This window comes from Micromonospora noduli (assembly GCF_003264365.1).
Classification (GTDB): Bacteria; Actinomycetota; Actinomycetes; order Mycobacteriales; family Micromonosporaceae; genus Micromonospora; species Micromonospora noduli.
Genome location: NZ_PYAK01000069.1, coordinates 1 through 25,800, shown reverse-complemented (window position 1 = coordinate 25,800; position 25,800 = coordinate 1). Strand labels below are relative to the sequence as shown.

The following is a 25,800-nucleotide window of genomic DNA, read 5'->3' as shown; positions in this document are numbered from 1 at the left end:
GCGCGGTGCGCGTACCGGAGCGGCAGCCCGGCCGGTCGCGGACGCCGAATGGGCGGGTGAGCCGCCCTACGACCCGGACTTCGACGGCCCCGCGCGGGCCGGCCGACCCGGCGGCGCGGCACCGGCCGCGGCCCCGGCCTTTGAAGGGTTCGACCCGGGCGACGAGCCGTTGGACGAGATCATCGACGAGAAGACCGCACGGGAGTCCAGCGAGGAGCAGGCGGTACGGCTGCTCCGGGAAACCTTCGGTGCCGAGAAGATCAACGAAGTCGACGCCCGTTAGCGGCCCCGCTCGGCACGGCGGTCTTGCAGCTTCGGTCGTCGCCTTGCGAAGAATGCCCCCTTATGTCGAGGCAGGAAGTGCAAGATCGCGCAGGGGAGGGGCCTCGGCGAGCAGGCCACCCAGGGCGCAGGCCCAGAGGGGGAAGGGTAGGACGGCTACTCGTTCCATGCCGCCTACCCCGATGGCCAGGCCCTGCTGGGCGGCGAACAGTGTTGTTCCGGCCAGCGCGATGAGCCCGGCGGTGAGAGTGAGCCGTCGCCACCGGCCGAGCGTCGTGCTGCGTGGTGCGAAGCCGGCGAGGAGCAGGCCGATGTTGCCCATCCCCATGATCAGGACTGCGCCGAGGACGTGCAGGTTCTCGTCGATGTCGGCCGGGTGGAGGGCCACGAGGGCGTATCCGCCGGTGGCCAGCAGCAGGAGTGTCTGGGCCGTGCGCACCACCGGGCCGTGACCGAGGATCCGCCAGGTCAGCAGCAGCCCGGCGGCGAGCAGGACGGCGGTGGCCAGTGTCGCGGTGTTCATCAGTGGGTGCCACGGTGAGCAGACGTAGCGGGGGCGGGTCGTGTCCCAGATGCCGCAGTGGGCGTTGCCGAGGTCGCTGATGTTGTGGGTGGCCCAGCTGTAGGCGGGCTCGCGCCACCGCAGCCCGGTGATCAGGCTGGCGACGAGGAAGATGGGCGCGGCCGCGAGCCAGCACAGTGCGCCGACCCGGCCGGTGCGGTTGAGGTTCATGCCACGAGCAGACCAGTGCGACGGCTGTGGGCGCACTACCAGCAGATGGCCGGTTCGGGGTAGGGGTAGCCGTACCCGAAGGCTCGGCGTGGGCGGACGCACCGGGCGGGGCGAGGTCGGTCCCAGCGGATAGGCTGAGCGGCGGTCGAGCAGACGAGTGCGAGAAGGAGCCATCCCGTGCGCCCAGGTGGACAGCCGAACATGCAGCAGATGCTGAAGCAGGCGCAGAAGATGCAGCAGCAGATCGCCGCCGCCCAGGCCGAGCTGGCCGAGGCCGAGCTGACCGGCACCGCCGGCGGCGGGCTGGTCACCGCGACCGTCTCCGGCTCCGGTGAGCTGAAGGCCATCAAGATCGACCCGAAGGCCGTCGACCCGGACGACGTGGAGACGCTGGAGGATCTGGTCGTCGCGGCCGTGCACAACGCCGCCGAGGCGGCCCGGGAGCTGACCGAGCGCAAGATGGGCCCGGTCGCCGGCGGCATGGGCGGCCTCGGCCTGCCCGGTTTCTGAGCCGGCAGATGTACGAAGGTGCCATCCAGGATCTGATCGACGAGCTGGGTCGGCTGCCGGGCGTGGGTCCGAAGAGCGCTCAGCGGATCGCGTTCCACGTCCTCTCGGCGGATCCGGCCGACGTCAACCGGCTGGCCGGCGCGCTGCGCAAGGTCAAGGAGCTGGTGCGGTTCTGCACGACCTGCTACAACGTGGCCGAGTCCGAGCAGTGCCGGATCTGCCGCGACCAGCGTCGCACCGACGAGGTGCTGTGCGTGGTCGAGGAGCCCAAGGACGTGGTGGCCATCGAGCGGACGGGTGAGTTCCGCGGTCGCTACCACGTGCTGGGTGGCGCGATCAATCCGCTGGAGGGGATCGGCCCGGACAACCTACGCATCCGGGAGCTGATGATCCGGCTCGGTGGCGGCGGGGTACGGGAGTTGATCCTGGCCACGGATCCGAACACCGAGGGCGAGGCGACCGCCACCTACCTGGCGTTGATGGTGAAGCCGATGGGCATCTCGGTGACACGGCTGGCCAGCGGGCTGCCGGTCGGTGGCGATCTGGAGTACGCCGACGAGATCACCCTTGGTCGGGCCTTCGAGGGGCGCCGCGCGGTCTGATCCCCCTGACGAACGGCCGGTGGCCGGCACCCCGTGTGGGTGCCGGCCACCGCTGCGTCTCTGCCCGGAAATGATCTGACACCTGTGCCCTCATCGGGGCTGTTCGACGTAACAGTTTGGCATCGCGGGTGCTGATTGATCGGTTTTTGCCGCTGTTTACCTAAGAATCGAATGTCAAGCGGCGGTTGAGGCACGATCCGATACCAACCGTCCACTCAGCGGTTTCCGGGTGGACGCATCGGGAGCTATGGTCACCGCCATCGGTGACCCCTGTCACCACGTTGTCCGTACCCCCAAGGACGAGGTGAAGCACACATGCGTGCACCCAGGCCGAAGGTCGCGATCGCGGCCATCGCGGTCGCGGCCCTCGCGGTAGCAGGCTGCGCCGAGAGCAACCGCGACGACGACAAATCCGGTGGTAGCAAGAAGGACACCCTCGTCTTCGGCGTCGCCGGAGACCCGAAGGTGCTCGACCCGAGCTTCGCCAGCGATGGTGAGTCGCTGCGCGTCGCGCGTCAGGTCTTCGAGACCCTGGTCCGACCGGAGGAGGGTGGCACGAAGGTCACCCCCGGCCTGGCCGAGTCCTGGACCCCGGACGCCGCCGGCACCACCTGGACCTTCAAGCTCCGCTCGGGCGTGAAGTTCCACGACGGCACCGACTTCAACGCCGAGGCCGTCTGCGTCAACTTCAACCGCTGGTACAACGCCAAGGGCCTCATGCAGAGCCCGGACGTGACCGCGTACTGGCAGGACGTCATGGGTGGCTTCGCGAAGAACGAGAGCGAAGACCTGCCCGCGAGCCTCTTCAAGTCGTGCGCCGCCAAGGACGCGACCACTGTGGACCTGGCGTTCACCCGGGTTTCCAGCAAGATCCCGGCCGCGCTGATGCTCCCCTCGTTCTCCATCCACAGCCCGAAGGCGCTGCAGGAGTTCGACGCGAGCAACGTCGCGGGCACCGCCGAGGACATCAAGTACCCGGCGTACGCGACGGCGCACCCGACCGGCACCGGCCCGTTCAAGTTCAAGACCTGGGACGTCGCCAACAAGACGCTGACCCTGGAGCGCAACGAGGACTACTCGGGCGCCAAGGCCAAGTTGAAGACCCTCATCTTCAAGACGATCTCGGACGAGAACGCCCGCAAGCAGGCGCTCCGCTCCGGCGACATCCAGGGCTACGACCTGGTTGGCCCGGCCGACGTCGAGCCGCTGAAGAGCGAGGGCTTCAACATGCTCACGCGCCCGGCGTTCAACGTGCTCTACCTGGCCATGAACCAGAAGGGCAACCCGAAGCTCGCCGACATCCGCGTTCGGCAGGCCATCGCGTACGCCCTGAACCGTCAGCAGCTGGTCACCTCCAAGCTGCCGCCGGGTGCCAAGGTCGCCGACAACTTCATGCCGGACACCGTCGAGGGCTGGAACGGTGACGTCACGAAGTACACCTACGACCCGGCCAAGGCGAAGGCGCTGCTGGCCGAGGCGGGCGCGTCGAACCTGACGCTGAAGTTCCACTACCCGACCGAGGTCACCCGGCCGTACATGCCGAACCCGAAGGACATCTTCGAGTTGCTGTCGGCGGACCTGAAGGCCGTTGGCATCACCGTCGAGGCGATCCCGCTGAAGTGGAGCCCGGACTACCTGAACGCCACCACCTCGGGTAGCAAGCACGACATCCACTTCCTGGGCTGGACCGGTGACTACGGCGACGCCTACAACTTCATCGGCACCTTCTTCGACCGGCCGAAGGACGAGTGGGGCTTCAACAACAAGGCCCTGTTCGACCAGTTCAAGGACGCGGACACCACCGCGGACATCGCGGCCCGGACCGAGAAGTACAAGGCCCTGAACAAGTCCGTGATGGAGTTCCTGCCCGGTGTGCCGATCTCGCACTCGCCGCCGGCGATCGTGTTCGGCAAGGACGTGACCGGCGTCAAGGCGAGCCCGCTCACCGACGAGCGCTTCGCGACCGCCGAGTTCAAGTAAGTCCTGATCTGACGCAGCAAGGAACGCGGGCGGGCGCTGTCGCACAGCGCCCGCCCGCAACCCTCCGCACCCCTTCGAGGCCGCCGTGTTCCGGTTCATCGTCAGGCGCCTGCTTCAGCTGATACCCACGCTGTTCGGGCTCTCCCTTCTGCTCTTCATCTGGCTCCGCCGGCTCCCCGGCGGCCCCGAGACCGCCATCCTCGGCGAGCGCGGCACGCCCGAGATGCGTGCCGCCATCCGCCGCAACATGGGGCTCGACGAGCCCATCCTGGTGCAGTACGGCCGGTTCGTCCGGCGGATGATCAAGCTCGACCTGGGCACCTCGACCTCCACCAAGCGGGCGGTCACCACGGAGTTCATCGAGCGCTTCCCCGGCACCGTCGAGCTGACCATCACCGCGATGATCATCGCGATCGGCATCGGCATCCCGCTGGGCTACCTGGCCGCCCGCCGTCGCGGCCGTTTCCTGGACCACGCGTCCGTGGGCGGTTCGCTGATCGGCATCTGCATCCCGGTGTTCTTCCTGGGCTACGTGCTCAAGGCGATCTTCTCGGAGAACCTGCACTGGTTCCCGTCCAGCGGCCGGCAGGACCCGACGCTTGAGGCGACCCGGGTCACCAACTTCTTCGTCCTCGATGGCCTGATGACCCGCGAGTGGGACGCCGCCGCCGACGCGCTATGGCATCTCGTGCTGCCCGCCATCGCGCTGGCCAGCATCCCGCTGGCGATCATCGTCCGGATCACCCGGGCGAGCGTGCTGGAGGTGCTCAACGAGGACTTCGTCCGCACCGCCGAGGCGAAGGGCCTGACCGAGCAGACGGTCCGCCGCCGGCACGTCCTGCGCAACGCCATGCTGCCGGTCGCCACCTCGATCGGTCTGCTCGCGGGCGGCCTGCTCTCCGGCGCGGTGCTGACCGAGACCGTCTTCGCCTTCAGTGGCATCGGAGCGTTCGTCGCCGAGGCCATCGGCCAGCGCGACTATCCGGTGCTGATGGGCTTCATTCTGATCATCGCGGTGGTGTACGTGCTGGTGAACCTCCTGGTGGACCTCTCCTACAGCTTCATCGACCCGAGGGTGAGGGTGCGATGACGCTCAGCCCAGGCAAGAAGCGCGAGAAGATCGACCGGCTCTCCGAACTGGCCGCCCGGGACGACGAGCGCGGCGTCAGCCTCTGGCAGGAGGCGTTCCGCCGGCTGCGGGGTAACCCGGCCGCGATCGTCGGCGCCGTCATCCTGGCGCTCTTCGTGCTGGTAGCGATCGTCGGACCGTTCCTCGTGCCGTACGCGGCGACGGACACGATCGGCATCCGGGAAGGGCTGATCAAGCCGGGTGTGATCCCCGGCCCGACCGGTGACCACTGGTTCGGTTACGACCACCAGGGCCGCGACGAGTTCAGCCGGATGATCGTGGGTGCTCGGCAGACCCTGCTGGTCGGCGTGGTCTCCACCCTGATCGGTCTGGCGATCGGCGCGCTGATCGGTGGCGTCTCCGGCGCCGCGGCCGGTCTCGGTGGCCGGTGGGGGCGGTGGATCGACACCACCCTGATGCGCTTCATCGACATGCTGCTGGCGATGCCGAGCCTGCTGCTGGCGGTGAGCATCGCCGCCCTGCTCGGGGCCAGCCTGACCACTGTGATGATCGCGGTCGGTGTGGTCTCGGTGCCGGTGTTCGCCCGGCTGCTGCGCGGCTCGATGATCTCCCAGGCCAACAGCGACTACGTGCTGGCGGCGACCTCGCTCGGCGTCAAGAAGTCGAAGATCGCGCTGACCCACGTGGTGCCGAACTCGCTCGCCCCGGTCATCGTGCAGGCCACGCTCACCCTGGCCACCGCGATCATCGAGGCCGCGGCGCTCTCCTTCCTCGGCCTCGGCAACCCGGACACCGCCGTACCGGAGTGGGGGGTCATGCTCGCCGACGCGCAGCAGTACCTCGGCATCCGGCCGTCACTGGCGATCTACCCGGCCGTCGCGATCATCATCACCGCGCTCGGCTTCACCCTGCTGGGTGAGGCGATGCGTGAGGCCCTCGACCCGAAGCTGCGGAAGTAGGCCCGGCAATGGCACTGCTCGAAGTTGAAGATCTCTCCGTCACGTTCGCGCGCCGCGGTCAGCGGGCCGTGCACGCTGTCGACGGGGTGTCCTTCTCGGTCGACGCCGGTGAGGTGGTCGGCCTGGTCGGCGAGTCCGGCTGCGGCAAGAGCGTCACCTCGCTCGCGATCATGGGTCTGCTGCCCAAGCAGCCCGGCCTGCGGGTCGGCGGCAAGGCCGTCTTCGACGGCACCGACCTGCTCCAACTCGACGACCGGTCGCGGCGGGACATCCGGGGCCGGGACATCGCGATGATCTTCCAGGACCCGCTCTCCTCGTTGAACCCGGTGATCCCGATCGGGTTGCAGGTGACCGAGGTGCTCACCCGGCACCGGGGGATGAAGGGCGAGGCCGCGGCGAAGGAGGCGGCGGCGCTGCTGGACCGGGTCGGCATCCCCGACCCGAAGCGGCGGCTCAAGGAGTATCCGCACCAGCTCTCCGGTGGGATGCGCCAGCGCGCGCTCATCGCGATGGCGGTGGCCTGCCAGCCTCGGCTGCTGATCGCCGACGAGCCGACCACCGCGCTGGACGTCACCATCCAGGCCCAGATCCTGGAGCTGCTCAAGGAGCTGGTCCGGGACTCCGGCACCGCACTGTTGATGATCACGCACGATCTGGGCGTGGTGGCCGGCATGTGCGACACCGTCAACGTGCTCTACGGCGGCCGGGTGGTGGAGACGGCCCGCCGTCGTCCGCTGTTCCGCCAGCCGCGTCACCCGTACACAGTGGGTCTGCTCGGCTCGGTGCCACGCCTGGACGCCGGGCGGGGCGAGAAGCTCAACCCGATTCCCGGTTCGGTCCGCGACCTGCTGCCCTGGCCGGATGGATGTGCCTTCGCCCCGCGCTGCGCCCGTCGGATCGACGAGTGTGTGGGTGAGCCGCCGGAGCTGGTGCACGCGCACGACGGACGGAGCTACCGGTGCGTCAACCCGGAGCCGCTGCCGGGCATGGTGCCCGCCCCGCGCGAGGAGGAATCAGCGTGAGCGAGAACGACGTCCTCGTCGAGGTGCGCGACCTGAAGGTGCACTTCCCGATCAAACGGGGGGTGCTCTTCGACCGGGTGGTCGGCCAGGTGAAGGCCGTCGACGGGGTCGACCTGAGCATCGCGCGGGGCAAGACGTACGGCCTGGTGGGCGAGTCCGGCTGCGGCAAGTCCACGTTGGGTCGGGCGCTGCTCCAGCTCACCCCGCCGACCGCCGGTGAGGTCAGCTTCGACGGCGTCGAGCTGACGACGCTGCCGCCCGGCAAGCTGCGCAGCATGCGTCGCCGGATGCAGATGATCTTCCAGGACCCGATGTCCAGCCTCGACCCCCGGCAGAACGTCGAGTCGATCCTGACCGAGGGCCTGCAGACCCACGGGATCGGCACCGACCGCACCGACCGTCGACGGATCATCGGCGAGACCCTGGACGCGGTCGGGCTGCCGCGCTGGGCGCTGTCCCGCTACCCGCACGAGTTCTCCGGCGGGCAGCGCCAGCGCATCGGCATCGCCCGCGCGCTGGTGCTCGGGCCCGAGCTGATCGTCGCCGACGAGCCGGTCTCGGCGCTCGACGTGTCGATCCAGGCCCAGGTGGTCAACCTGCTGGACGAACTCCAGGACAGCCTGGGGCTGACCTACCTGGTGATCGCGCACGACCTCGCTGTGGTCCGGCACATCTCCGACACGGTCGGCGTCATGTACCTGGGCGCGCTGGTCGAGGAGGCGCCGAGCGACCGGCTCTACACCGAGCCGCTGCACCCGTACACCCGGGCGCTGATGTCGGCGGTGCCGGTGCCGGACCCGGACGTGGAGGACCGCCGGGAGCGGATCCTGCTCGCCGGTGACCTGCCGTCGCCGGCCAACCCGCCGTCCGGCTGCCGCTTCCACACCCGCTGCCCGTGGGCGCAGCCCACCCGCTGCGCCGACGAGCGACCGGTGCTGCGGGACATTGGCGCCAGCCGGGTGGCCTGCCACTGGGCCGAGCAGATCGCCAGCGGCGAACTGCGCCCGCACGGGGTCAGCGCGCAGATCGTCCGACCCGAGGGTGAGGGGGACGCGCCGGGCGTGGTCTCCGCGCCCACCGAGCCCGGCTCGTACGTCTGAGACTGGACGCGGTGCCGGCGCTCGTCAGCCCTCGGGGCGGTTCAGCAGCCCCACGGCGACGCCGTGCACCGCGTCCAGCCCAGCCGGGTCGGCCAGCGTGACCGACGTGCCGGTCACCGCGTACCACTCGTCCGCGTCCTTGTACTGCACCCGCACTGTGACCTTGCCGTCGGCGTACTCGGTGCGCAGCGTCAGGTCACCGGTGACGACGCCGACCTCGTCGGTCATCACGCCGCCGGGGCCGGGCACGATGTCGGTGGTGCGGGCCTGTGGGCCGGCCGCCCCGCCCGAATCCGCGACCATGCCGGCACCCGGCACGGCGGCGGGGGTCTCGGCGGTGCCGTCCGCGGTCATGCCGGCGGCGGACGGGCCGCTCTCCCCGGCGACGTTCACGAATCGCTCCCCACTGAACAGCCCTCCAACATGTCGGTCAGGGCGGCCTTCTCGGCGGTGGTCACCGTCAGCCGCCAGTAGTGCTTGACCGTCACCCAGTCCTGAGCGTATTTGCACCAGTAGGACCGGTTTGCCGGCTTCCACTGCGACGGGTCCTGGTCACCCTTTGCCCGGTTCGACGAGGCGGAAACCGCGAAAAGCTGCGGACGGGTGGTGTCGTTGGCGAAATCGCCGCGCTTCGTGTTGTCCCACTCGTCGGCACCCGAGCGCCACGCGTTGGCCAACGGCACCATGTGGTCGATGTCCACGTCGGAGGGATCCGAGAAGCTGCGACCGTCGTACACGCTCTCCCAGCGCCCACCGACCACGTTGCAGCCGGAGAGCTTCACGTCCTTGCCGTCGCGCTGGAGGATGCTGTCCCGGACATCGCAGTTCTTGCCGGTGTCCCGCCAGTGCGGGAAACGCTCCCGGCTGTAGCCCTTCATCGAGCCGGCGGTAGCGACGGTGAGCTGGCTCAGCTGCTCCGCGGCGTTGCCGCCGTCGCTCGACGGCGGTGTGGTCGGCTCATCCTGCGGGACGCAACCGGCCACGCCGAGCGCCAGCGCCGCGGTAAGCGCGGCCACCGCCGCTCGCGGTCCTGATCTGGTACGCACAGACGACACCTCTCCAGCTTGGGGGCTCCCGGCGATTGCGCACAGTACCCGGGCACGGTTTCGGCGTTTCGTGGCGTCTCCCACATGATGCAAGGCAGATTGGTGGGATGACCGCATCCGTACCGGCGACCGCCCTCCGGATGGGCACCACCGCCGGCCGGGGCACGCTGCTCGCCGCCGTACTCGCCTCTGGCATGGTCTTCCTTGACAGCACCGTCGTCAACGTGGCGCTGCCGAAACTCGGGCAGGACCTTGGCGCGAACGTGGCCGATCTCCAGTGGACCATCAACGGCTATCTGCTGATGCTGGCGGCGTTCGTGCTGCTCGGCGGCGCGCTCGGCGACCGCTTCGGCCGACGACGCGTCTTCCTCATCGGCGTGGTCTGGTTCACCGCCGCCTCCGTGCTCTGCGGGCTGGCACAGGGCACCGGCATGCTGATCGCGGCCCGGTTCCTCCAGGGCGCCGGTGGCGCGCTGCTCACACCCGGGTCGCTGTCGGTGCTCCAGGCGAGCTTCCATCCGGACGACCGGGGCCGGGCGATCGGTGCCTGGGCCGGGCTGTCCGGGGTGTCCACAGCGCTGGGCCCGTTCATCGGGGGCTGGCTGATCGACGCGCTCTCCTGGCGCTGGATCTTCTTCCTCAACCTGCCGATCGCCGTGCTGGTGCTGCTGGCCGCCCTGCGCTGGGTGCCGGAGAGCCGGGACGAGAGCGCCTCCCGCACCGAGGGACGGGGTCGGACCCGACGGCGGTTCGACGTCGCCGGAGCCCTGCTCGGAGCGCTCGCGCTCGCCGGCGTCACCTACGCCCTGATCGACGCGCCGGCCCGCGGGTTCGACTCCGCCGAGGTGCTGATCGCAGCCGTGGTCGGGGTGCTCTCCGCAGTGGCCTTCGTCCTGCTGGAACGGCGGCGTGGCGACGCCGCGATGCTGCCCACCGGGCTGTTCAGCAGCCGACTCTTCTCGGTGCTGAACCTCTTCACCGTCGTCGTCTACGCAGCACTCGGCGGCTTCACCTTCTTCTTCGCCGTCTACCTGCAGAACGTGGTCGGCTGGTCGGCCTTCCGCACCGGCATCGCGTTGCTGCCGATGACAGTGCTGCTGTTGGTCGGCTCCGCGCGCGCCGGTGCGCTGTCGGCCCGGATCGGCCCACGGCTGCCGCTGGCCATCGGACCGGTGGTAGCCGCGGTCGGCCTGCTGCTGCTGCGCGGCGTCGGACCGGGCGCGTCGTACTGGCGGGACGTGCTGCCCGGGGTGCTGCTCTTCGGCATCGGGTTGACCCTGGTGGTGGCACCGCTGACCGCGTCGGTGCTGGCCGCCGTGCAGGACCGGTTCTCCGGTGTGGCCAGCGGGTTCAACAACGCCGCGTCCCGCGCCGGCGGCCTGCTCGCGGTGGCGGCGCTGCCGCTGCTCGTCGGGCTCTCCGGCGGCGGCTACGAGCAGAAGGCCGAGCTGACCGACGCGTTCCGGGGCGCGATGGAGTGGTGTGCCGGGCTGCTCGTGGCCGGCGCGCTGCTGGCCCTGGTGCTGGTCCACCGACCGCCCCGGAAAGCCCCGCCGTCCCAGCCCTGCCATTCACTGCCCGCCGCGACACCCCCGAAGTAGGAAGCCACTTCGGGGGTGTCGCGCCCAGGTCAGCGGCGGGCGCGGTTGACGGCGCTGGTGACCGCCTTGATCGACGCCGTGACGATGTTGGCGTCGGTGCCGACACCCCAGACCGTCCTGCCGTCCACCTCACACTCCACGTACGCGGCGGCCTGCGCGTCACCACCGGAGGAGAGCGCGTGCTCGTGGTAGTCGAGCACCCGTACGCCCACCCCGACCGACTGGAGCGCGTTGACGTACGCGTCGATCGGGCCGTTGCCGACCGCGGCGAGCGAGCGCTGTTCGCCGCCCACACCGACCTGGGCCTCGATCTCGACCTTGCCGTCCACCGTGCCGATCGTGTAGCCGGTCAGCCGGACCGTCGGGTCGGGCTGGTGGTCGAGCAGGTAGTGCGTCGCGAAGATCTCCCACATGGCGGCCGGGTCGACCTCGCCGCCGTCGTGATCGGTGACCTGCTGCACCACCCCGGAGAACTCGATCTGGAGCCGGCGCGGCAGGTCCAGTTGGTGCTCGCTCTTCATGATGTACGCGACGCCGCCCTTGCCGGACTGCGAGTTGACCCGGATGACCGCCTCGTAGGTGCGGCCCAGATCCTTCGGGTCGATCGGCAGGTACGGCACCGCCCAGGTGTGCTCGTCCATCGGTACGCCGGCCGCCTTCGCGTCGGCGGCGAGGGCGTCGAAGCCCTTCTTGATCGCGTCCTGGTGGGAACCGGAGAAGGCGGTGTAGACCAGGTCGCCCGCGTATGGGTGGCGCTCGTGCACCGGCAGCTGGTTGCAGTACTCGACGGCTCGTCGGATCTCGTCGATGTTCGAGAAGTCGATCATCGGGTCGATGCCCTGGGAGAAGATGTTGAGCCCCAGGGTCACCAGGTCGACGTTGCCGGTGCGCTCGCCGTTGCCGAACAGGCAGCCCTCGATGCGGTCCGCGCCGGCGAGCAGGCCCAGCTCGGCGGCGGCCACGCCGGTGCCCCGGTCGTTGTGCGGGTGCAGGCTCAGCACCACGCTGTCCCGGCGCGGCAGGTGCCGGTGCATCCACTCGATCGAGTCGGCGTACACGTTGGGGGTGGCCATCTCGACGGTGGCGGGCAGGTTGATGATCAGCGGCCGGTCCGGGGTCGGGTCGATTACGTCGATCACCCGGGAGCAGACCTCCAGCGCGTACTCCAGCTCGGTGCCCGTGTACGACTCCGGCGAGTACTCGTAGAAGATCTCCGTGTCCGGGGTGTGGATCTCCGCGTACTTCTGGCAGAGCCGCGCCCCGGTGGTGGCGATGTCGGCGATGCCGTCCCGATCCAGACCGAAGACCACCCGCCGCTGAAGGGTGGAGGTCGAGTTGTAGAAGTGCACGATGGCCCGCTTCGCGCCGCGCAGCGACTCGAACGTCCGGTCGATCAGGTGCTCCCGGCACTGCGTGAGCACCTGGATGGTGACGTCGTCCGGGATCATGTCGTCTTCGATGAGCTGCCGGACGAAGTCGAAGTCGGTCTGGCTGGCCGAGGGGAAGCCGACCTCGATCTCCTTGTAGCCCATCTGGACCAGCAGCTGGAACATCCGGCGCTTGCGCTCGGGCGACATCGGGTCGATCAGGGCCTGGTTGCCGTCGCGGAGATCCACGGCGCACCAGCGGGGGGCGGCCTCGACGGCGCGGGTGGGCCAGGTGCGGTCGGGCAGTTCGACGCGGAACTGCTCCTGGTACGGCTGGTAGCGGTGGTACGGCATCCGGCTCGGGCGTTGCCGGGCGATCGGATCGGTCTCAGCGTCGGTGACAGGTTGAGCCATCTCAGAGTGCTCCCTGGAACATGTGGCGTCAGCAGATCGGAAGGTGTCGGCGAGTTGCCGGGCGACAGTGCGCGGCGGTGCCGAGAAGAAGTTCGGATGTGCTGGACGGCGCGATGCGACTCCGCGACGAGGTGCCGGCCGGTCAGGCCTCGTCGCGGCGGCTAAGGAGGAGAAGCGCCTGCCACATGTCCAGGTCACCCTACGTGATGGAACGGGGGGTGGAAAGACAGGTCCGGACTATGGGACCGGGGTCATGGCCGGCTCTGCGGCCTCGGCACCCAGCCTCGGCGTCCGTTGCGCCCAGGCCACCGCGGGCACGATCACCGCCGCTACCAGCACGAAGATCGCTGCCGTCGGTAACCAGCCCCACCCGCCGGTGGTCACCCCGAGCGCGGTCAGCCCCGCCGGCGCGATCAGATACTGGACCTGCACGCCGAGTCCGAGGGCCCCCACGTACGCACCGCGCTGGTCGGCCGGCGGAAGGGTGGCGGTGAGCCCCCAGCTGCCCGCCGACTCGATCAGCTCGGCCAGGATCAGCAACATGGCGGCGGCCACCAGCACCACGACGGTCAGCAGGCCCCGGGTGACCCCGGAGATCGGCAGGACCAGGCAGAACAGGGCGATCAGCAGCCCGCCCCGGCGGGATGCCCGGGCCGCGCCGGCTGCGGTGTCCGCACCCCGGCTGACACGCACCTGGAGCAGCACGATCAGGATCGTGTTGAGCAGCACCAGCCCGGCGATCATCGTCTTCGGGGCGTCGGTGTGGGTGAGGATCCACAGCGGCATGACCGTCAGGTAGAGCACCCCGTGCGCGGTGAGCAGCCCGGACAGCACTGACACCGCCATGAACGGCCGGTCCCGCAGCACGGCGAGCCGACTCATCGGCTCTGCCGGTCGGGCCACCTGCGGCAGCCGGGGCAGGCGCCGCACGAAGAGGGCCGTCACGAGGAAGACCGTCGAGATGAACCAGACCATCCCCCGGTACGCGGTGATCGTGTCCACCGCCAGCACCAGGCCGCTGATCACCGCGCCGAGCCCGAAGCCGACGTTCAGCGACGAGCGCTGGTACGCCATCGCCGTGACCCGTTCGGCCGGCGGAAGCGCGTTGATCGAGTAGACCTGTCGGGCCACGCCGACAGCGGCGTCCACGGCGGCCAGCGCCACCACCACGGCGAGGAACCCCGCGAAGCCGCCCACGAACGGGTAGGTCGCGAACAGCGCCGCGTTGAGCACCAGCCCCACCACCCAGACCCGCTGCGGCCCGTACCGGTCGGTGAGCCCACCCAGCGGCACCGTGCCCAGCAGCGACACCCCCGCCGCGACGGACAGCCCCAACCCGACCTGGGCGGCGCTGAGCCCGAGCGCCCGGGTGAAGAAGACGGCGCTGCCGGCGTGGAACAGGCCGCTGCCGACGGCGTAGACCATGGCCTGCACGGCCAGGGCGCGGGTCAGCCCGGCCGGCGGTACGACGTCTCGAACGGCGGTGCGGATGGTTTCTCTGGTCCCCATGTCCGGGGAGTGAAGCGGGCCCCCATCGGTCCGGTCGAGTCTTTTAGGCTGGACCGAATCCTGTTCCTGGGGGGCGTGTGTCCGAGTTGCGGTTCAGCCTGGCCGACGTGGCGGGAGTACGGCTCGCCGTGTCACCGGCCAACGAGACGGTCATGAGCATGTGGGCGCTGGCCAACCCGATCCGCTACGCGGTGCACCTGCCCTGGATCGACCGGGCCCGGGTGACGTTGCGTCGTCCCGAGGTGGCCGACCGGGTCCGACCTCTGGTGGGGTTGGTCGTGCCGGGTCGCTGGCTGCCCGACTTCCTCACCCCGGCCGCCCGGCCGAACGTGGAGATGGCCGAGCAGCTCGACCAGATCGCCGCGACGCCGCCGGCCGTGGTGGTCCAGGACCTGCTGTCGACCACCTGGCGGAAACCGTTGAGCCCGTTCGGGCGGGCGCTGCTCGCCGACCCCGGCGGGCTGCTGCCGCAGGTCGTCGACGCGGTGCGGGTCTGGCACGACGAGGCGATCGCCCCGGACTGGCCGCGGATGCGGGCGCTGCTCGACGCCGACGTGGCGTACCGGGCAGCGCAGCTCGCCGAGAGCGGCGCCGGTCGGTTCTTCGAGCAGCTCCACCCGAGTCTGCGCTGGCACGGCGACCGGGTGATCAGCGACGACACGTTCGAGCGGGACTTCGACCTCCGCGGTCGTGGGCTGGCGCTGAACCCGACGGTGTTCACGGAGCAGCACGTGCTGTGGAACCTGCTGGAGGATTCGCTGCCGGCCGGCGCGTACCCGGTTCGTGCCGTCGGGACGCTCTGGGAGGCGGCCGCGCCGCCGTCCGGCGACCCACTGGCACGGGTGATCGGGCCGGGCCGGACCGCGCTGCTGTACCTGCTCGAGACGGCGCTGACCACCACCGACCTGGCCCGACTCACCGGGATGTCCGCTGGAAACGTCTCCCAGCACCTGGCCGCGCTGCACGGCGCCGGCCTGGTGTCCCGGTCCCGCGAGGGTCGGCACGTGCGCTATCGCAACACCGATGCCGCAGCGGTCCTCGTCCGGGCCAGCCGCGGCGGATGAGTCGGCTCAGCGCAGCAGCAGGTCGGCGACCGGACGGCGGTGACGCAGGCCGGTCTCCCTGGCCCGCAGTTCGGCCGGAAGGGCGAACGGGTCCCCGAGTCGGCCGACGGCGGCGACCACCAACGGGCGGACGCCGCCGGGCAGGTCGAGTTCGGTGGAGAGGCCGGCCCGGTCGAACCGGGTGAGCTGGTGCACGTGCAGGCCGAGCGCGGTGGCCTGCACGGTCAGGTGGGCGACCGCCTGGCCCAGGTCGTACGCGGCCCGCTCGGTGTCGAGGCCGGTGTGGGCGCCGACCACCAGGGTCGCGGCGTGCCGGATCCAGATCTGGTCGTCGACCGGGAGGCTGATCAGGATCCGTTTCCAGGTCTCGTCGTCGCGGTGGCCGAGGGCGAACCGCCAGGGCTGCCCGTTCTCCGCCGACGGGGCCCAGCGCGCGGCCTCAAGCAGCGAGGCGGACTCCTCCGGGGTCAGCTCGGCGCTCGGGTCGAAGGCTCGTGGACTCCAGCGGTAGGCGAGCAGCGGGGTGAGGTCGGCCATACACCGGATCGTCCTGTATGGGTGATTCGCGCCTCAGGATGGGGGGCATAAATGTGGGCAAGAGCACCCGTAACGGGACGAAGATCAGGGCGTTCCCGCGCTCGGGCTCTCCGACGGGTCCGGGGTCGGCGGCGCCGCGGTGTCGAGCGGCTCCCGGTCGATCACCACCGGGCCGGCCAGCTGCACGGTGGCCGGTGCCGGGCCGGGTGCAGCGGCCAGCCGCAGCGTCCCGGCCCCGGTCCGGACGCCGGTCGGCGTGCCGTCCTGGTCGTAGCAGTAGATGCCCACATCCAGCGGGGCGTTGAGCGACGCCGAGGTGGAATCCACCGAGTAGCAGGTGCCGGTGAGACCCCTGGGCGGGTTGGCCGGGGCGACCGCCAACGGCGCGCGGCGGTCGGTGAGCACGTTCAACCAGTCGGTGAGCAGGTGCTGGACCCGGGGGTCCGACCGGCGTGGGATCGCGTCGTCGCGATCACCCAGGCGTACGCAACTCGCCGACCCGGTATGACCGGCCGACGGCAGGGCGCACTGGAACAGCCCGTCGGCAGTGCCGGCCATCGAGACATCGGCGGTGCCACCCAGGGCACCCCCCGGCACATCCACCCGCCAGCTGCCGTCGTTCGCGCTGGTGAACACGATGGTGCGATCCGGTTTGCCCGCCTGGCTGTAGACGTACTGGGCCACCAGGTGACGGTCCTGAGCCGCCGCGGCCAGCGCGGCCAGCTCATCCCGTGCGGCGTCCACCTCGACCGGCCCCGGATCGACGGGCGGCGGAGTCGGAGGCTGTTCACTGGTGCAGGCGACCAGGAGGGCTGGCAGGGCGAGGACGAGCGGCCCGAGCACGCGGCCGGCCGAACGGATGAGGACGGGCACCGGCCCATTCTGGTGGGTGCGGGCGGTCGGTGGGTGCCGGCGCGTACCGGGCTCCTTCCGGCGTGTCGGGCGGGGCGTCCCGGCGTACCCGTCGGACCTGGTGGGACCGGCCCGGCCGGTCCCGGCCGGGCCGGATGGTGGGATCACCTGACCCGGCTTCGTTGTCCGCCGGATACCCTCATGGGGTCTGACACGCGCCGCCGGCCCCGGTTCCGGCGGCGTCGGCACGCTCAGGGTCGCTGGGAGGGAGTGCACCGTCGTGGCACTCGTGGTGCAGAAGTACGGCGGGTCCTCCGTCGCCAACGCCGAGCGGATCAAGCGGGTGGCCGAGCGCATCGTCGCCGCCCGCAAGGCCGGCGACGACGTGGTGGTGGTGGTCTCCGCTATGGGCGACACCACCGACGAGCTGCTCGACCTGGCCAACCAGGTCAGCCCGCTGCCGCCGGGCCGCGAGCTGGACATGCTGCTCACCGCCGGGGAGCGGATCTCGATGGCCCTGCTGGCCATGGCCATCCACAACCTGGGGTACGAAGCCCGCTCGTTCACCGGTTCGCAGGCCGGCGTGATCACCACTTCGGTGCACGGCCGCGCCCGGATCATCGACGTCACCCCCGGGCGGCTCAAGGGCGCGCTCGACGAGGGTTCGGTGGTCATCGTGGCCGGCTTCCAGGGCGTCTCGCAGGACACCAAGGACGTCACCACGCTGGGCCGCGGTGGTTCGGACACCACCGCCGTGGCGCTCGCCGCCGCCCTGCACGCCGACGTCTGCGAGATCTACACCGACGTGGACGGCATCTTCACCGCCGACCCGCGGATCGTGCCCAACGCCCGACACATCCAGCACATCACCTACGAGGAGATGTTGGAGCTGGCCGCCTGCGGCGCGAAGGTGCTGCACCTGCGTAGCGTGGAGTACGCCCGGCGGGCGGGGTTGCCGATCCACGTCCGTTCGTCATACTCGACCAACACCGGCACGATGGTCACCGGATCGATGGAGGACCTTTCCGTGGAGCAGGCACTGATCACCGGGGTCGCGCACGACCGCAGTGAGGCCAAGATCACGATCGTCGGGGTGCCCGACGAGCCGGGTGCCGCCGCGCGGATCTTCGACACCGTCGCCGGCGCCGAGATCAACATCGACATGATCGTGCAGAACGTCTCCACCGAGGGCACCGGCCGGACGGACATCTCGTTCACCCTGCCCAAGGCCGACGGCCCCACCGCGATGGCGGCGCTCAGCAAGATCCAGGAGCCGGTCAAGTTCAAGGGCCTGCTCTACGACGACCACGTCGGCAAGGTCTCGCTGATCGGCGCGGGCATGCGCTCGCACCCCGGGGTGGCGGCCGGCTTCTTCGCCGCGCTCGGCGCGGCCGGGGTCAACATCGAGATGATCTCCACCTCCGAGATCCGGGTCTCCGTGGTCTGCCGGGACACCGACCTCGACGCCGCCGTCCGCGCCATCCACGACGCGTTCGAGCTGGGCGGCGACACCGAAGCCGTGGTCTACGCGGGGACAGGTAGGTAGCGCCGATGACGGCGCTGCCCACCCTCGCCGTGGTCGGAGCGACAGGTGCCGTCGGCACCGTGATGTGTGAGCTGCTCACCGGGCGACGCAACGTCTGGGGTGAGATCCGGCTGCTCGCCTCCGAGCGCTCCGTCGGACGCCGGGTCCGCTGCCGGGGCGAGGAACTCGTCGTCCAGGCGCTGACCCCCGAGGCGTTCGACGGGGTCCAGGTGGCCATGTTCGACGTGCCCGACGAGGTCTCCGCCGAGTGGGCGCCGATCGCCGTCGCCCGGGGCGCGATCGCTGTCGACAACTCCGGCGCGTTCCGGATGGACCGCGACGTCCCGCTGGTCGTTCCGGAGATCAACCCCGAGCAGGTCCGCAACCGGCCCCGGGGCATCATCGCCAACGCCAACTGCACAACCCTCGCGATGATCGTCGCCGTCGCGCCGCTGCACCGCGAGTACGGCCTACGGGAGCTGGTGCTCGCCTCCTACCAGGCGGTCTCCGGAGCCGGTCAGTCCGGCGTCGACATCCTGCACGACCAGCTCACCAAGGTCGCCGGCGATCGGGCGCTCGGCTCGCGCACCGGCGACGTACGCCAGGCGGTCGGCGACGACCTGGGTCCGTTCCCGGCACCCATGGCGCTCAACGTGGTCCCCTGGGCCGGCTCCCCGGCGGACAGCGGCTGGTCATCGGAGGAGATGAAGATCCGCAACGAGTCGCGGAAGATCCTCGGCCTCCCCGACCTCAAGGTCTCCGCCACCTGCGTCCGGGTGCCGGTGGTCACCGCCCACTCGGTCGCCGTGCACGCGGTCTTCGCCACCGAGGTCGACGCCGAGGGCGCCCGCGAGGCGCTGCGCAACGCACCCGGGGTGATCCTGGTCGACGACCCCGCGGCCGGGGAGTTCCCGATGCCGATCGACGCCGTCGGCACTGACCCGTCCTGGGTCGGCCGGATCCGCCGCGCCCTGGACGATCCCCGCGCCCTCGACTTCTTCGTCACCGGCGACAACCTCCGCAAGGGCGCAGCCCTCAACACCGCCCAGATCGCCGAACTCCTGGCCAAAGAACTCCGCACCCCCTGACCCTCCGCTGCCGCGATCTTGCAGTTTCTGTGCCGGCACAAGGGGCGAGGGCGACAGAACGGCAACCGAAAGTGCAAGATCAGCGGGGACCTGGGGGCGGTTACGCCGCAGAGAGCAGGACGCCGTCTCGGCCTTGGCGTTTCACCGCGTAGAGGGCCTGGTCGGCTCTCTTCAGGGTGCGGTCGGGGGTTTCGCCGGGGCGGGGCAGAGCGACGCCCACACTGATCGTGCGGCCGATGCGTCGTGCCGCCTCGGTGAGCCGTTCGGCGATCCGGACCGCCTCCTCCGGGCGGCTCACCTCGATCACCGCGACGAACTCGTCACCGCCGATCCGGTACAACTCGTCGCCGTGCCGCAGCGCCCCCTCCAGCGCCCGGGCCAACCCGACCAGCACCCGGTCGCCGGCCTGGTGGCCGTACGTGTCGTTCACGGTCTTGAAGCCGTCCACGTCGATCGCCAGCAGAGCCGTACGCCCGGGGGTGGCCGCCGCGATCCGCTGCCCGAACGGGCCGGTGTGCCGCAACCCGGTCAGCGGGTCGGAGCTGGCCTGCTCCCGCAGCCGGGCCAGCGTGCGCAGCCGGTCCACGCTCGTCCAGGCCTGCCCGGCGAGCAACTCCATCAGGCTGACAGTGGTCGGGTCCGGCCGCAGCGCGCGTTCGTCGGCGACCAGCAGCACCCCACCGGCGTCCGTGGGCCCGACCGGCACGGCCACCAGCGTGCGTACCCCCGCCCGGGTCAACGGGCGGTAGTCCTCGGTCGGGGGATGCCCGGTCTCGCCCAGCGTGTACCCGGCGCCGTAACGATGGGCCCGTACGACCATCCGGTCCAGGGCGGCCGGACCCGCCGCGGCCAGCTCGGCGCGAATCCGGGTCTCCAGGTCGCTCGGCGTCGCCGGGGACGGGCCGAGCTGACCGCCGATCAGCAGCAGCGCGGTGGAGAGCGTGGAGACCTCCCGGGCGGCGCGGGCCGCTGCCCCCATCACCTCGCCCTCGGTCGGCGCGGAGGAGAGCGCCGCCGCGTGGCGAAGCAGCTTCTCGCTGCGACTCTCCGCAGGTGGGCCACCGAGGGCGGTGATCCGCGCGCCGAGCCCGTCGGCCAGCCGCTGCGCGGTCTCCCGCCACGGCTCCAGGTCGGTCGGCTCACTCCACTGCAAATCGAGGACGCCGATCGCCCGGCCCGTCGGGTCCAGCACCGGTACGCACAGCTCGGCGGTCACATCCGGGCGGACCGGTAGATAGTCCGGGTCGACGGTGACGTCCGGGACGACGGCGGGGACGCCGGTCGCGTACACCCGGCCGACGATGCCGGTCCGCGCCGGCACGGTGGCGAAGACCTGCCAGGCCCCGGTCGCGGCGACGCAGCGCAGGCGGTCGTGGACCGCGAGCAGCACGGAGATGGTCGCCGGGGTGTGGCGGGACAGCGCGGTGACCGTCCACCGACACGCCTCCGGCGTGCTCGACGCCATCGGCAGGCGGACGGTGACGTCACGGATGACTCGCTGATGATCCACTCGCACGTCGTTCCAGGTAGGGGAGGGGCTCGGCCGACGCCGAACCGCTCGATCAAGCGTACTCACGGTGGCTGAGACCGGCCGGGCTTCGTACACACGTGCTATCCACAGGCTGTGGACGCAGCCTGTGGACGCATGCCCCCCGGGACGCCGCGCCTGCCGATAGCGTGAAGCCTCCCGGCGCCGAGGAGGCGAGCCCATGCTCATCGCCCAGCTCAGTGACCCGCACCTGACCACCGGCCTGCTCGCCGCCGAACCGGCCGCCGGGTTGCACCGAGCGCTCGGCCGGGTGCTGGCGTTGCGACCCCGACCGGACTGCGTGGTGATCAGCGGCGACCTGGCCGACCACGGCCAGCCCGACGAGTACGCGGCGCTGCGCGAGGTGATCGGCCGCTTTCCGCTGCCGGTGCACCTGACCACCGGTAACCATGACGACCGGGAGTCCCTGCTCGACGCGTTCGGCGGCACGCCCTGGCTCGGCGGCGGCTTCTCGGCCTACTACCACGTCGACCACGATGCGGCGTCCGTAGTGGTGCTCGACTCGCTCGTCCCCGGCAGCGACGGCGGCCAACTCGGCGAGGAACAGCTCGGCTGGCTCGACGGGGTGCTCACCGGACGGCCCGAGGTGCCCGCCGTGATCTTTCTGCACCACCCGCCGGTCGCGGTCGGCATCCCCGTGGCGGACTCCATCCGGCTCGCCGACGGTGACGCGCTCGCCGAGGTGATCGGCCGGCACCGGCACGTGGTACGGGTCGGCGCCGGCCACCTGCACCGCCCGGTCACCACGGCGTACGCGGGCACCGTCCTCACCGTGGCGCCCAGCACCTGGAAGCAGAGCACGCTCACCATGAGCGCCGACGAGCAGATCGGTTGGGTCAACGAGCCCACCGCCTTCCTGCTGCACTCGGTCGAGGCCGGCGGATGCGTGACCCACACCGTGCAGGTGAGCCACACCGCCGGGCAGACCTGCGGCTTCTGAGGGTCGTCGTGCTGGCCTGGTACGTCTCGTACGGCTCGAACATGCACGCCGCCCGGCTGGGTTGGTACATCGGTGGCGGCTGCCCACCCGGCGGAAAGCGGACGTACCCGGGCTGCCGCGACCGGCGTCCACCGAGCCGGTCGGCACCGGTGTCGCTGCCCGGCGGCATCTACTTCGCCGGCGAGTCCGGTGCCTGGACCGGCGGCATGGCCTTCTACGACCCGCACCTGCCGGGTGACGCCGCAGCCCGCGCCTACCTGGTCACCCTGGAGCAGTTCACCGACATCGCGGCCCAGGAGATGTACCGCCCGCCGGGCGACACGACCGAGCTGATCCCGGCGACCGGCGCGGCCATCGACGCCGCCGTCGCCAACGGGCGGGCCACCCTGGGCCCGGGGCGGTACGAGACGCTGATCTGCCCGGGCAGCCGCGACGGTGTTCCGATGCTCACCTTCACCGCCCCCGAGAGGGCGTCAGCCGTGCCGTGCCGACCTCCCGCGCCGATCTACCTCGGCATGATCGCCCGAGGGCTGCGCGAGTCGCACCGCTGGCCCGCCGAGCGAATCGCCACCTACCTGGCGGCCCGGCCCGGCGTTGCCGGTGCCTGGCCACCGGCCGCCGTAGCTGCCCTGGTCGACAAGGCGCTGGCTGACGGCTGACCCGCGGGCTCGCGCCTCGTCGACCGCTGGGCGGTCAACCGAGCAGGAACTCGCGCAGCGCGGGGGCCAGCGTCGTCGGCGGCACGTCGTGGTAACCGCCGTCGAGGCTCACGGACCGGCCGCCCGGAACGGCCTCGGCCGCCGCCCGACTCGCGTCCCGCAGCCACTGTGGACTGCCGGTGCTGTCCACAGCGAGGGTCGGCGCGGTGATGGCCGCCAGCCGCTCGGCGGGGAGTCGCCCTCCGGCGGTGACGATCGAGTCGTACACCAGCGTGTGCGCGACCGCCGTCAGCCCACCCCACACCGGTTGCGACCGCATCCCGCTGATCTGCTCGGCCGGCAGCCCCACCGAGGCGCTGAGGAAGGTCTCCACCGCGCCGTCCCGGTCGTTGGCGGCGATCAGCTCGATGAGCTGCGGTGTGATGTCCTTGCTGACGCCAACGTGCGAGCCGACCTGGAACGGTGGCTCGAACATGACCAACTTGGTCACCGGCAGGCCCTGTGCGGTGGCGAGGGCGGCCAGGACGGCACCGGAGGAGATGCCGTAGACCGCGGCGGAACCACCCGCCGCCGCGATCAGCGCGGCCAGGTCGTCGATCTCGCGGCCGACCTCGTACGGTGCGGTGTCGCCGCTGTAGCCCCGACCGCGACGGTCATAGCTGAAGGCGGTGAAATCCGGCGCCAGCGCCGCGCCCAAATCGCGGGTCGCGTTGCGATCGCTGAACGCGCCGCCGACGAGGACGACCGCCGGCCCGGCACCGGACCGCTCGAACGCGATGGGTGTGCCGTCGACCGATCGCACCTGCTCCGCCACGGGTGTCGTTCCGCTCACGATGCCGCCCCCACTCCTCGTTGGCTGTCCCGTCCTTTCTAGACCCTGGGTCCGACGTTGTCCGGCAGACCGCGTTAAACGATGATCGATAGCGGCCTCGGCGTACGCGCTGCTCCGATGCGCTGCCCGGGTCGACCGGTGGGCGTCCGGATGAGAGGCTGTCGGGGCGGGGGCCATGCTCAACCACCGTCATCCGCGACCCTTTCGACGGCGTCCGTCGGCGGCCCGGTCGACCCAGAGGCCAGGCACCGTACGCGCCGATTCTCACGAGGAGATCCATGTTCATACCCGGGATGCGTCGGGCCGCTGTCGGCCTGACCGCGCTCGCGGTGGCCGCTTTCGGCGCGGTCGCCACCAGCCCTGAGCAGGCCGACGCCGGACCGAAGCCGGTCGACGTCACCCTGCTCGCCCTCAACGACTTCCACGGCAACCTCGAACCGCCGACCGGGTCCAGCGGCACCATCGCCGGGCAGACCGCGGGCGGCGTTGAGTTCCTGGCCACCCACCTTGCCGAGCTGCGCGCCGCAGCCAAGAAGAAGAACACCATCACGGTCGCCGCCGGTGACCTGATCGGCGCGTCCCCGCTGCTCTCCGCCGCGTTCCACGACGAGCCGACCATCGAGGCGCTGAGCATGGCCGGGCTGGACTACGCCAGCGTCGGCAACCACGAGTTCGACGAAGGCGCCGCCGAGCTGCTGCGGATCCAGAACGGCGGCTGCCACCCGGTGGACGGTTGCGCCGACGGCACCCCGTACCGAGGGGCCGGCTTCCAGTACCTGTCCGCGAACGCCTTCACGACCGCCACCGGTAAGCCGTTGATGGCGCCGTACGCGATCCACAAGGTGCAGGGCGTCAAGGTCGGCTTCATCGGGATGACCCTGGAGGGCACCCCGCAGATCGTCAGCCAGCAGGGCGTCGCCGGCCTCAGCTTCGCCGACGAGGCGGACACCGCCAACCGGTACGCTCGCGAGCTGCGCCGCAAGGGCGTGGAGACGATCGTCGTGCTGCTGCACGAGGGCGGCGCCCAGGCGTCGACCGGCGGCATCAACGACTGCGTCGGCCTGACCGGGCCCATCGTGGACATCACCAACCGGATGGACCCGTCGATCGACGTGGTGGTCAGCGGGCACACCCACCAGGCGTACAACTGCGACATCAGCGGCAAGTTGGTCACCAGTGCCAGCTCGTTCGGTCGCCTGGTCACCGACATCGACCTCAAGATCGACGGCCGGAGCGGGGACGTGATCTCCGCCGCCGCGAACAACGTCGTGGTCACCCGCGACGTGGCCCCGGACCGGAGGCAGACCGCGCTGATCAACCGGTACAAGACGGTGCTCGGCCCGGTCGCCGACCGCCAGGTCGGCGTGACCGCCACCCCCCTCCCCACGACGCAGGAGAACCTGCTCGGCACCTGCTCACCGCAGGTGCCCAACTCGTGCGGAGAGTCGCCGATCGGCAACGTGATCGCCGACGCGCAGCTCGCCGCCACCGATGACGAGCAGGGCGCTGTTGCCGCCCTCATGAACCCAGGTGGGGTGCGGGCCGCCCTGGACGCCGGCCCGGTCACCTATGGGGAGGCCTTCACGGTGCAGCCGTTCGCCAACAACCTGGTGACGTTGGACCTGACCGGCGCGCAGCTCTACTGCGTCCTGGAACAGCAGTTCGTCACCGGCCGCACGTTGTACCCGTCCGCCACGCTGAGCTACGTGGTCGACCTGAACGGCACCAGCGCCACCGCGGCCGACCCGTGCGCCGGCACCCGCGTGGTCCGGGGCAGTCTCACCATCGGCGGCACCGCCGTCGACACCGCCGCCACCTACCGGGTGACGGTGAACAACTTCCTGGCCGGCGGCGGTGACGGTTTCAGCACCTTCACCGGCGGGACGAACCTGGTCACCGGCCAGATCGACCTGGACGCGTTCGTGGCCTACCTGACCGCCCAGTCGCCGGTCTCCGCGCCGACGCTGGACCGGATCCGCACCACCGCCGAGGTCCCCGCCGGCTGACGGCCGACCCCGCGATCATCGGGCCCCGGAGCACCAGCTCCGGGGCCTGACCCGTCCCCGACACCGCCTGCCCGCGCCCGTGCCTGCCTGCCCGCGCCCGTGCCTGCCCGCCTGTGCCTGCCGCCCGTGCCTGCCGCCCGTGCCTGCCGCCCGTGCCTGCCGCCCGTGCCTGCCCGCCCGTGCCTGCCCGCCCGCCCGTGCCTGCCCGCGCACGCGCCTGCCTGGCGTTGCGGCCCGCGCACGCGCCTCCGGGCAAGATCGCGCTCGAACACGGATGTAGTGGCATCGGTGCGCGGGGATGCCACTACATCCAGGATTGAGCGCGATCTTGGTCCTCGACAAGATCAATGCCGAGGTCAATGAGGAAGATCCGCGCAACTTCCTGGATGTTGCTGTCTCCCGCGCGCCCGAGGCACCAACTTCCGGGAAGTTGCTCGGATCTTGGGTGCGGGGCGTGGGGTGCGGGGCGTGGGGTGCGGGGCCGGGCGCCGGGGCGCCGGGGTGCGGGGCGCCGGGGTGCGGGGCGCGGGGCG

23 protein-coding genes and 1 pseudogene are annotated in these 25,800 nt (G+C 70.9%); 15 read left to right on the top strand and 9 right to left on the bottom strand.

Annotated features, from left to right (window positions below; translation table 11 throughout):
- A pseudogene (locus tag GUI43_RS29740) lies at positions 1–283 on the top strand (DNA polymerase III subunit gamma and tau); the annotation flags it as partial.
- Positions 284–343: 60 nt separating this feature from the next.
- Here the strand turns inward: GUI43_RS29740 and GUI43_RS29735 are convergent.
- The gene (locus tag GUI43_RS29735; protein ID WP_112700291.1) at positions 344–1,015 is read right to left on the bottom strand and encodes a DUF998 domain-containing protein; all 672 of its coding nucleotides are present in this window, start codon (positions 1,013–1,015) and stop codon (positions 344–346) included.
- 201 nt (positions 1,016–1,216) lie between these two features.
- On the opposite strand from GUI43_RS29735, the gene GUI43_RS29730 reads away from it, so the two are divergent.
- The 7 genes from GUI43_RS29730 to GUI43_RS29700 all read left to right on the top strand — a co-directional run bounded on the left by GUI43_RS29730 (position 1,217) and on the right by GUI43_RS29700 (position 8,278).
- Positions 1,217–1,525 (top strand): YbaB/EbfC family nucleoid-associated protein, encoded by a 309-nt coding sequence (locus tag GUI43_RS29730; protein ID WP_007466279.1) that lies wholly within the window; start codon positions 1,217–1,219, stop codon positions 1,523–1,525.
- Between the two features lie 8 nt (positions 1,526–1,533).
- On the top strand, positions 1,534–2,127 hold the full coding sequence (gene recR / locus GUI43_RS29725) for a recombination mediator RecR (protein WP_091403417.1): 594 nt from the start codon (positions 1,534–1,536) through the stop codon (positions 2,125–2,127).
- Positions 2,128–2,442: 315 nt separating this feature from the next.
- Positions 2,443–4,107, top strand: a complete 1,665-nt coding sequence (locus GUI43_RS29720) for an ABC transporter substrate-binding protein (protein WP_112588588.1) — start codon at positions 2,443–2,445, stop codon at positions 4,105–4,107.
- Between the two features lie 85 nt (positions 4,108–4,192).
- Positions 4,193–5,197, top strand: coding sequence for an ABC transporter permease (locus GUI43_RS29715; protein WP_088950603.1), 1,005 nt, complete (start codon positions 4,193–4,195; stop codon positions 5,195–5,197).
- On the top strand, positions 5,194–6,156 hold the full coding sequence (locus tag GUI43_RS29710; RefSeq protein WP_112588586.1) for an ABC transporter permease: 963 nt from the start codon (positions 5,194–5,196) through the stop codon (positions 6,154–6,156). The genes GUI43_RS29715 and GUI43_RS29710 overlap by 4 nt, the downstream gene beginning before the upstream one ends.
- A gap of 8 nt (positions 6,157–6,164) precedes the next feature.
- Positions 6,165–7,178, top strand: a complete 1,014-nt coding sequence (locus tag GUI43_RS29705) for an ABC transporter ATP-binding protein (RefSeq protein WP_112588584.1) — start codon at positions 6,165–6,167, stop codon at positions 7,176–7,178.
- Entirely contained in the window at positions 7,175–8,278 is a 1,104-nt protein-coding gene (locus GUI43_RS29700; RefSeq protein WP_112588582.1) for an ABC transporter ATP-binding protein, read from the top strand. Before GUI43_RS29705 ends, GUI43_RS29700 begins: the two co-directional genes overlap by 4 nt.
- Positions 8,279–8,302: 24 nt before the next feature.
- Here the strand turns inward: GUI43_RS29700 and GUI43_RS29695 are convergent, their stop codons facing one another.
- Both GUI43_RS29695 and GUI43_RS29690 read right to left on the bottom strand, forming a co-directional pair.
- The gene (locus tag GUI43_RS29695) at positions 8,303–8,692 is read right to left on the bottom strand and encodes a hypothetical protein (protein ID WP_112588600.1); all 390 of its coding nucleotides are present in this window, start codon (positions 8,690–8,692) and stop codon (positions 8,303–8,305) included.
- Entirely contained in the window at positions 8,668–9,324 is a 657-nt protein-coding gene (locus GUI43_RS29690; protein ID WP_112588598.1) for an HNH endonuclease family protein, read from the bottom strand. Before GUI43_RS29690 ends, GUI43_RS29695 begins: the two co-directional genes overlap by 25 nt.
- A 107-nt stretch (positions 9,325–9,431) precedes the next feature.
- On the opposite strand from GUI43_RS29690, the gene GUI43_RS29685 reads away from it, so the two are divergent.
- Positions 9,432–10,925, top strand: coding sequence for an MFS transporter (locus tag GUI43_RS29685; RefSeq protein ID WP_112588580.1), 1,494 nt, complete (start codon positions 9,432–9,434; stop codon positions 10,923–10,925).
- A gap of 29 nt (positions 10,926–10,954) precedes the next feature.
- Here the strand turns inward: GUI43_RS29685 and leuA are convergent, their stop codons facing one another.
- Positions 10,955–12,706 (bottom strand): 2-isopropylmalate synthase, encoded by a 1,752-nt coding sequence (leuA, locus tag GUI43_RS29680; RefSeq protein ID WP_112588578.1) that lies wholly within the window; start codon positions 12,704–12,706, stop codon positions 10,955–10,957.
- Between the two features lie 237 nt (positions 12,707–12,943).
- Positions 12,944–14,215 carry an MFS transporter gene (locus GUI43_RS29675; protein ID WP_112700290.1) on the bottom strand — a complete coding sequence of 424 codons (1,272 nt, stop codon included), beginning with the start codon at positions 14,213–14,215 and terminating at the stop codon, positions 12,944–12,946.
- A 77-nt stretch (positions 14,216–14,292) separates the two neighbouring features.
- Between GUI43_RS29675 and GUI43_RS29670 the strand changes: the two genes are divergently transcribed.
- Positions 14,293–15,279: an ArsR/SmtB family transcription factor gene (locus GUI43_RS29670; protein ID WP_112604811.1), complete on the top strand. Its 987-nt coding sequence runs from the start codon at positions 14,293–14,295 to the stop codon at positions 15,277–15,279.
- A 6-nt stretch (positions 15,280–15,285) separates the two neighbouring features.
- Here the strand turns inward: GUI43_RS29670 and GUI43_RS29665 are convergent, their stop codons facing one another.
- Both GUI43_RS29665 and GUI43_RS29660 read right to left on the bottom strand, forming a co-directional pair.
- A complete protein-coding gene (locus tag GUI43_RS29665; protein WP_112588573.1) occupies positions 15,286–15,816 on the bottom strand; it encodes a nitroreductase family protein in 531 nt (176 codons plus the stop codon).
- Between the two features lie 84 nt (positions 15,817–15,900).
- Positions 15,901–16,689, bottom strand: coding sequence for a hypothetical protein (locus GUI43_RS29660; RefSeq protein WP_249037877.1), 789 nt, complete (start codon positions 16,687–16,689; stop codon positions 15,901–15,903).
- Positions 16,690–16,948: 259 nt separating this feature from the next.
- Here GUI43_RS29660 and GUI43_RS29655 point away from each other — a divergent pair, with 259 nt between their 5' ends.
- Together GUI43_RS29655 and GUI43_RS29650 are read left to right on the top strand one after the other, a co-directional pair.
- Positions 16,949–18,214 (top strand): aspartate kinase, encoded by a 1,266-nt coding sequence (locus GUI43_RS29655; RefSeq protein ID WP_030489892.1) that lies wholly within the window; start codon positions 16,949–16,951, stop codon positions 18,212–18,214.
- A 5-nt stretch (positions 18,215–18,219) separates the two neighbouring features.
- On the top strand, positions 18,220–19,281 hold the full coding sequence (locus GUI43_RS29650) for an aspartate-semialdehyde dehydrogenase (protein WP_091403390.1): 1,062 nt from the start codon (positions 18,220–18,222) through the stop codon (positions 19,279–19,281).
- 100 nt (positions 19,282–19,381) lie between these two features.
- Here the strand turns inward: GUI43_RS29650 and GUI43_RS29645 are convergent, their stop codons facing one another.
- Positions 19,382–20,746 (bottom strand): GGDEF domain-containing protein, encoded by a 1,365-nt coding sequence (locus GUI43_RS29645; protein WP_428842234.1) that lies wholly within the window; start codon positions 20,744–20,746, stop codon positions 19,382–19,384.
- Between the two features lie 244 nt (positions 20,747–20,990).
- Between GUI43_RS29645 and GUI43_RS29640 the strand changes: the two genes are divergently transcribed.
- Together GUI43_RS29640 and GUI43_RS29635 are read left to right on the top strand one after the other, a co-directional pair.
- Positions 20,991–21,770 (top strand): phosphodiesterase, encoded by a 780-nt coding sequence (locus GUI43_RS29640; RefSeq protein ID WP_112700288.1) that lies wholly within the window; start codon positions 20,991–20,993, stop codon positions 21,768–21,770.
- Positions 21,713–22,429: a histone deacetylase gene (locus tag GUI43_RS29635; protein WP_249037876.1), complete on the top strand. Its 717-nt coding sequence runs from the start codon at positions 21,713–21,715 to the stop codon at positions 22,427–22,429. Before GUI43_RS29640 ends, GUI43_RS29635 begins: the two co-directional genes overlap by 58 nt.
- Before the next feature lie 34 nt (positions 22,430–22,463).
- On the opposite strand, the gene GUI43_RS29630 is transcribed toward GUI43_RS29635, so the two are convergent.
- Positions 22,464–23,261 (bottom strand): alpha/beta fold hydrolase, encoded by a 798-nt coding sequence (locus GUI43_RS29630; RefSeq protein WP_112734959.1) that lies wholly within the window; start codon positions 23,259–23,261, stop codon positions 22,464–22,466.
- A 278-nt stretch (positions 23,262–23,539) separates the two neighbouring features.
- On the opposite strand from GUI43_RS29630, the gene GUI43_RS29625 reads away from it, so the two are divergent.
- A complete protein-coding gene (locus GUI43_RS29625) occupies positions 23,540–25,267 on the top strand; it encodes a bifunctional metallophosphatase/5'-nucleotidase (RefSeq protein ID WP_112700286.1) in 1,728 nt (575 codons plus the stop codon).
- The last annotated feature ends 533 nt before the right edge of the window (positions 25,268–25,800 follow it).

Bases quoted from the DNA above. Each gene is read 5' to 3' on its own strand.
- GUI43_RS29735 (WP_112700291.1), bottom strand. From the start codon at position 1,015: ATGAACCTCAACCGCACCGGCCGGGTCGGCGCACTGTGCTGGCTCGCG.
- GUI43_RS29730 (WP_007466279.1), top strand. From the start codon at position 1,217: ATGCAGCAGATGCTGAAGCAGGCGCAGAAGATGCAGCAGCAGATCGCC.
- recR (WP_091403417.1), top strand. From the start codon at position 1,534: ATGTACGAAGGTGCCATCCAGGATCTGATCGACGAGCTGGGTCGGCTG.
- GUI43_RS29720 (WP_112588588.1), top strand. From the start codon at position 2,443: ATGCGTGCACCCAGGCCGAAGGTCGCGATCGCGGCCATCGCGGTCGCG.
- GUI43_RS29710 (WP_112588586.1), top strand. From the start codon at position 5,194: ATGACGCTCAGCCCAGGCAAGAAGCGCGAGAAGATCGACCGGCTCTCC.
- GUI43_RS29705 (WP_112588584.1), top strand. From the start codon at position 6,165: ATGGCACTGCTCGAAGTTGAAGATCTCTCCGTCACGTTCGCGCGCCGC.
- GUI43_RS29685 (WP_112588580.1), top strand. From the start codon at position 9,432: ATGACCGCATCCGTACCGGCGACCGCCCTCCGGATGGGCACCACCGCC.
- leuA (WP_112588578.1), bottom strand. From the start codon at position 12,706: ATGGCTCAACCTGTCACCGACGCTGAGACCGATCCGATCGCCCGGCAA.
- GUI43_RS29675 (WP_112700290.1), bottom strand. From the start codon at position 14,215: ATGGGGACCAGAGAAACCATCCGCACCGCCGTTCGAGACGTCGTACCG.
- GUI43_RS29665 (WP_112588573.1), bottom strand. From the start codon at position 15,816: ATGGCCGACCTCACCCCGCTGCTCGCCTACCGCTGGAGTCCACGAGCC.
- GUI43_RS29650 (WP_091403390.1), top strand. From the start codon at position 18,220: ATGACGGCGCTGCCCACCCTCGCCGTGGTCGGAGCGACAGGTGCCGTC.
- GUI43_RS29645 (WP_428842234.1), bottom strand. From the start codon at position 20,746: ATGGCGTCGAGCACGCCGGAGGCGTGTCGGTGGACGGTCACCGCGCTG.
- GUI43_RS29640 (WP_112700288.1), top strand. From the start codon at position 20,991: ATGCTCATCGCCCAGCTCAGTGACCCGCACCTGACCACCGGCCTGCTC.
- GUI43_RS29635 (WP_249037876.1), top strand. From the start codon at position 21,713: ATGCGTGACCCACACCGTGCAGGTGAGCCACACCGCCGGGCAGACCTG.
- GUI43_RS29625 (WP_112700286.1), top strand. From the start codon at position 23,540: ATGTTCATACCCGGGATGCGTCGGGCCGCTGTCGGCCTGACCGCGCTC.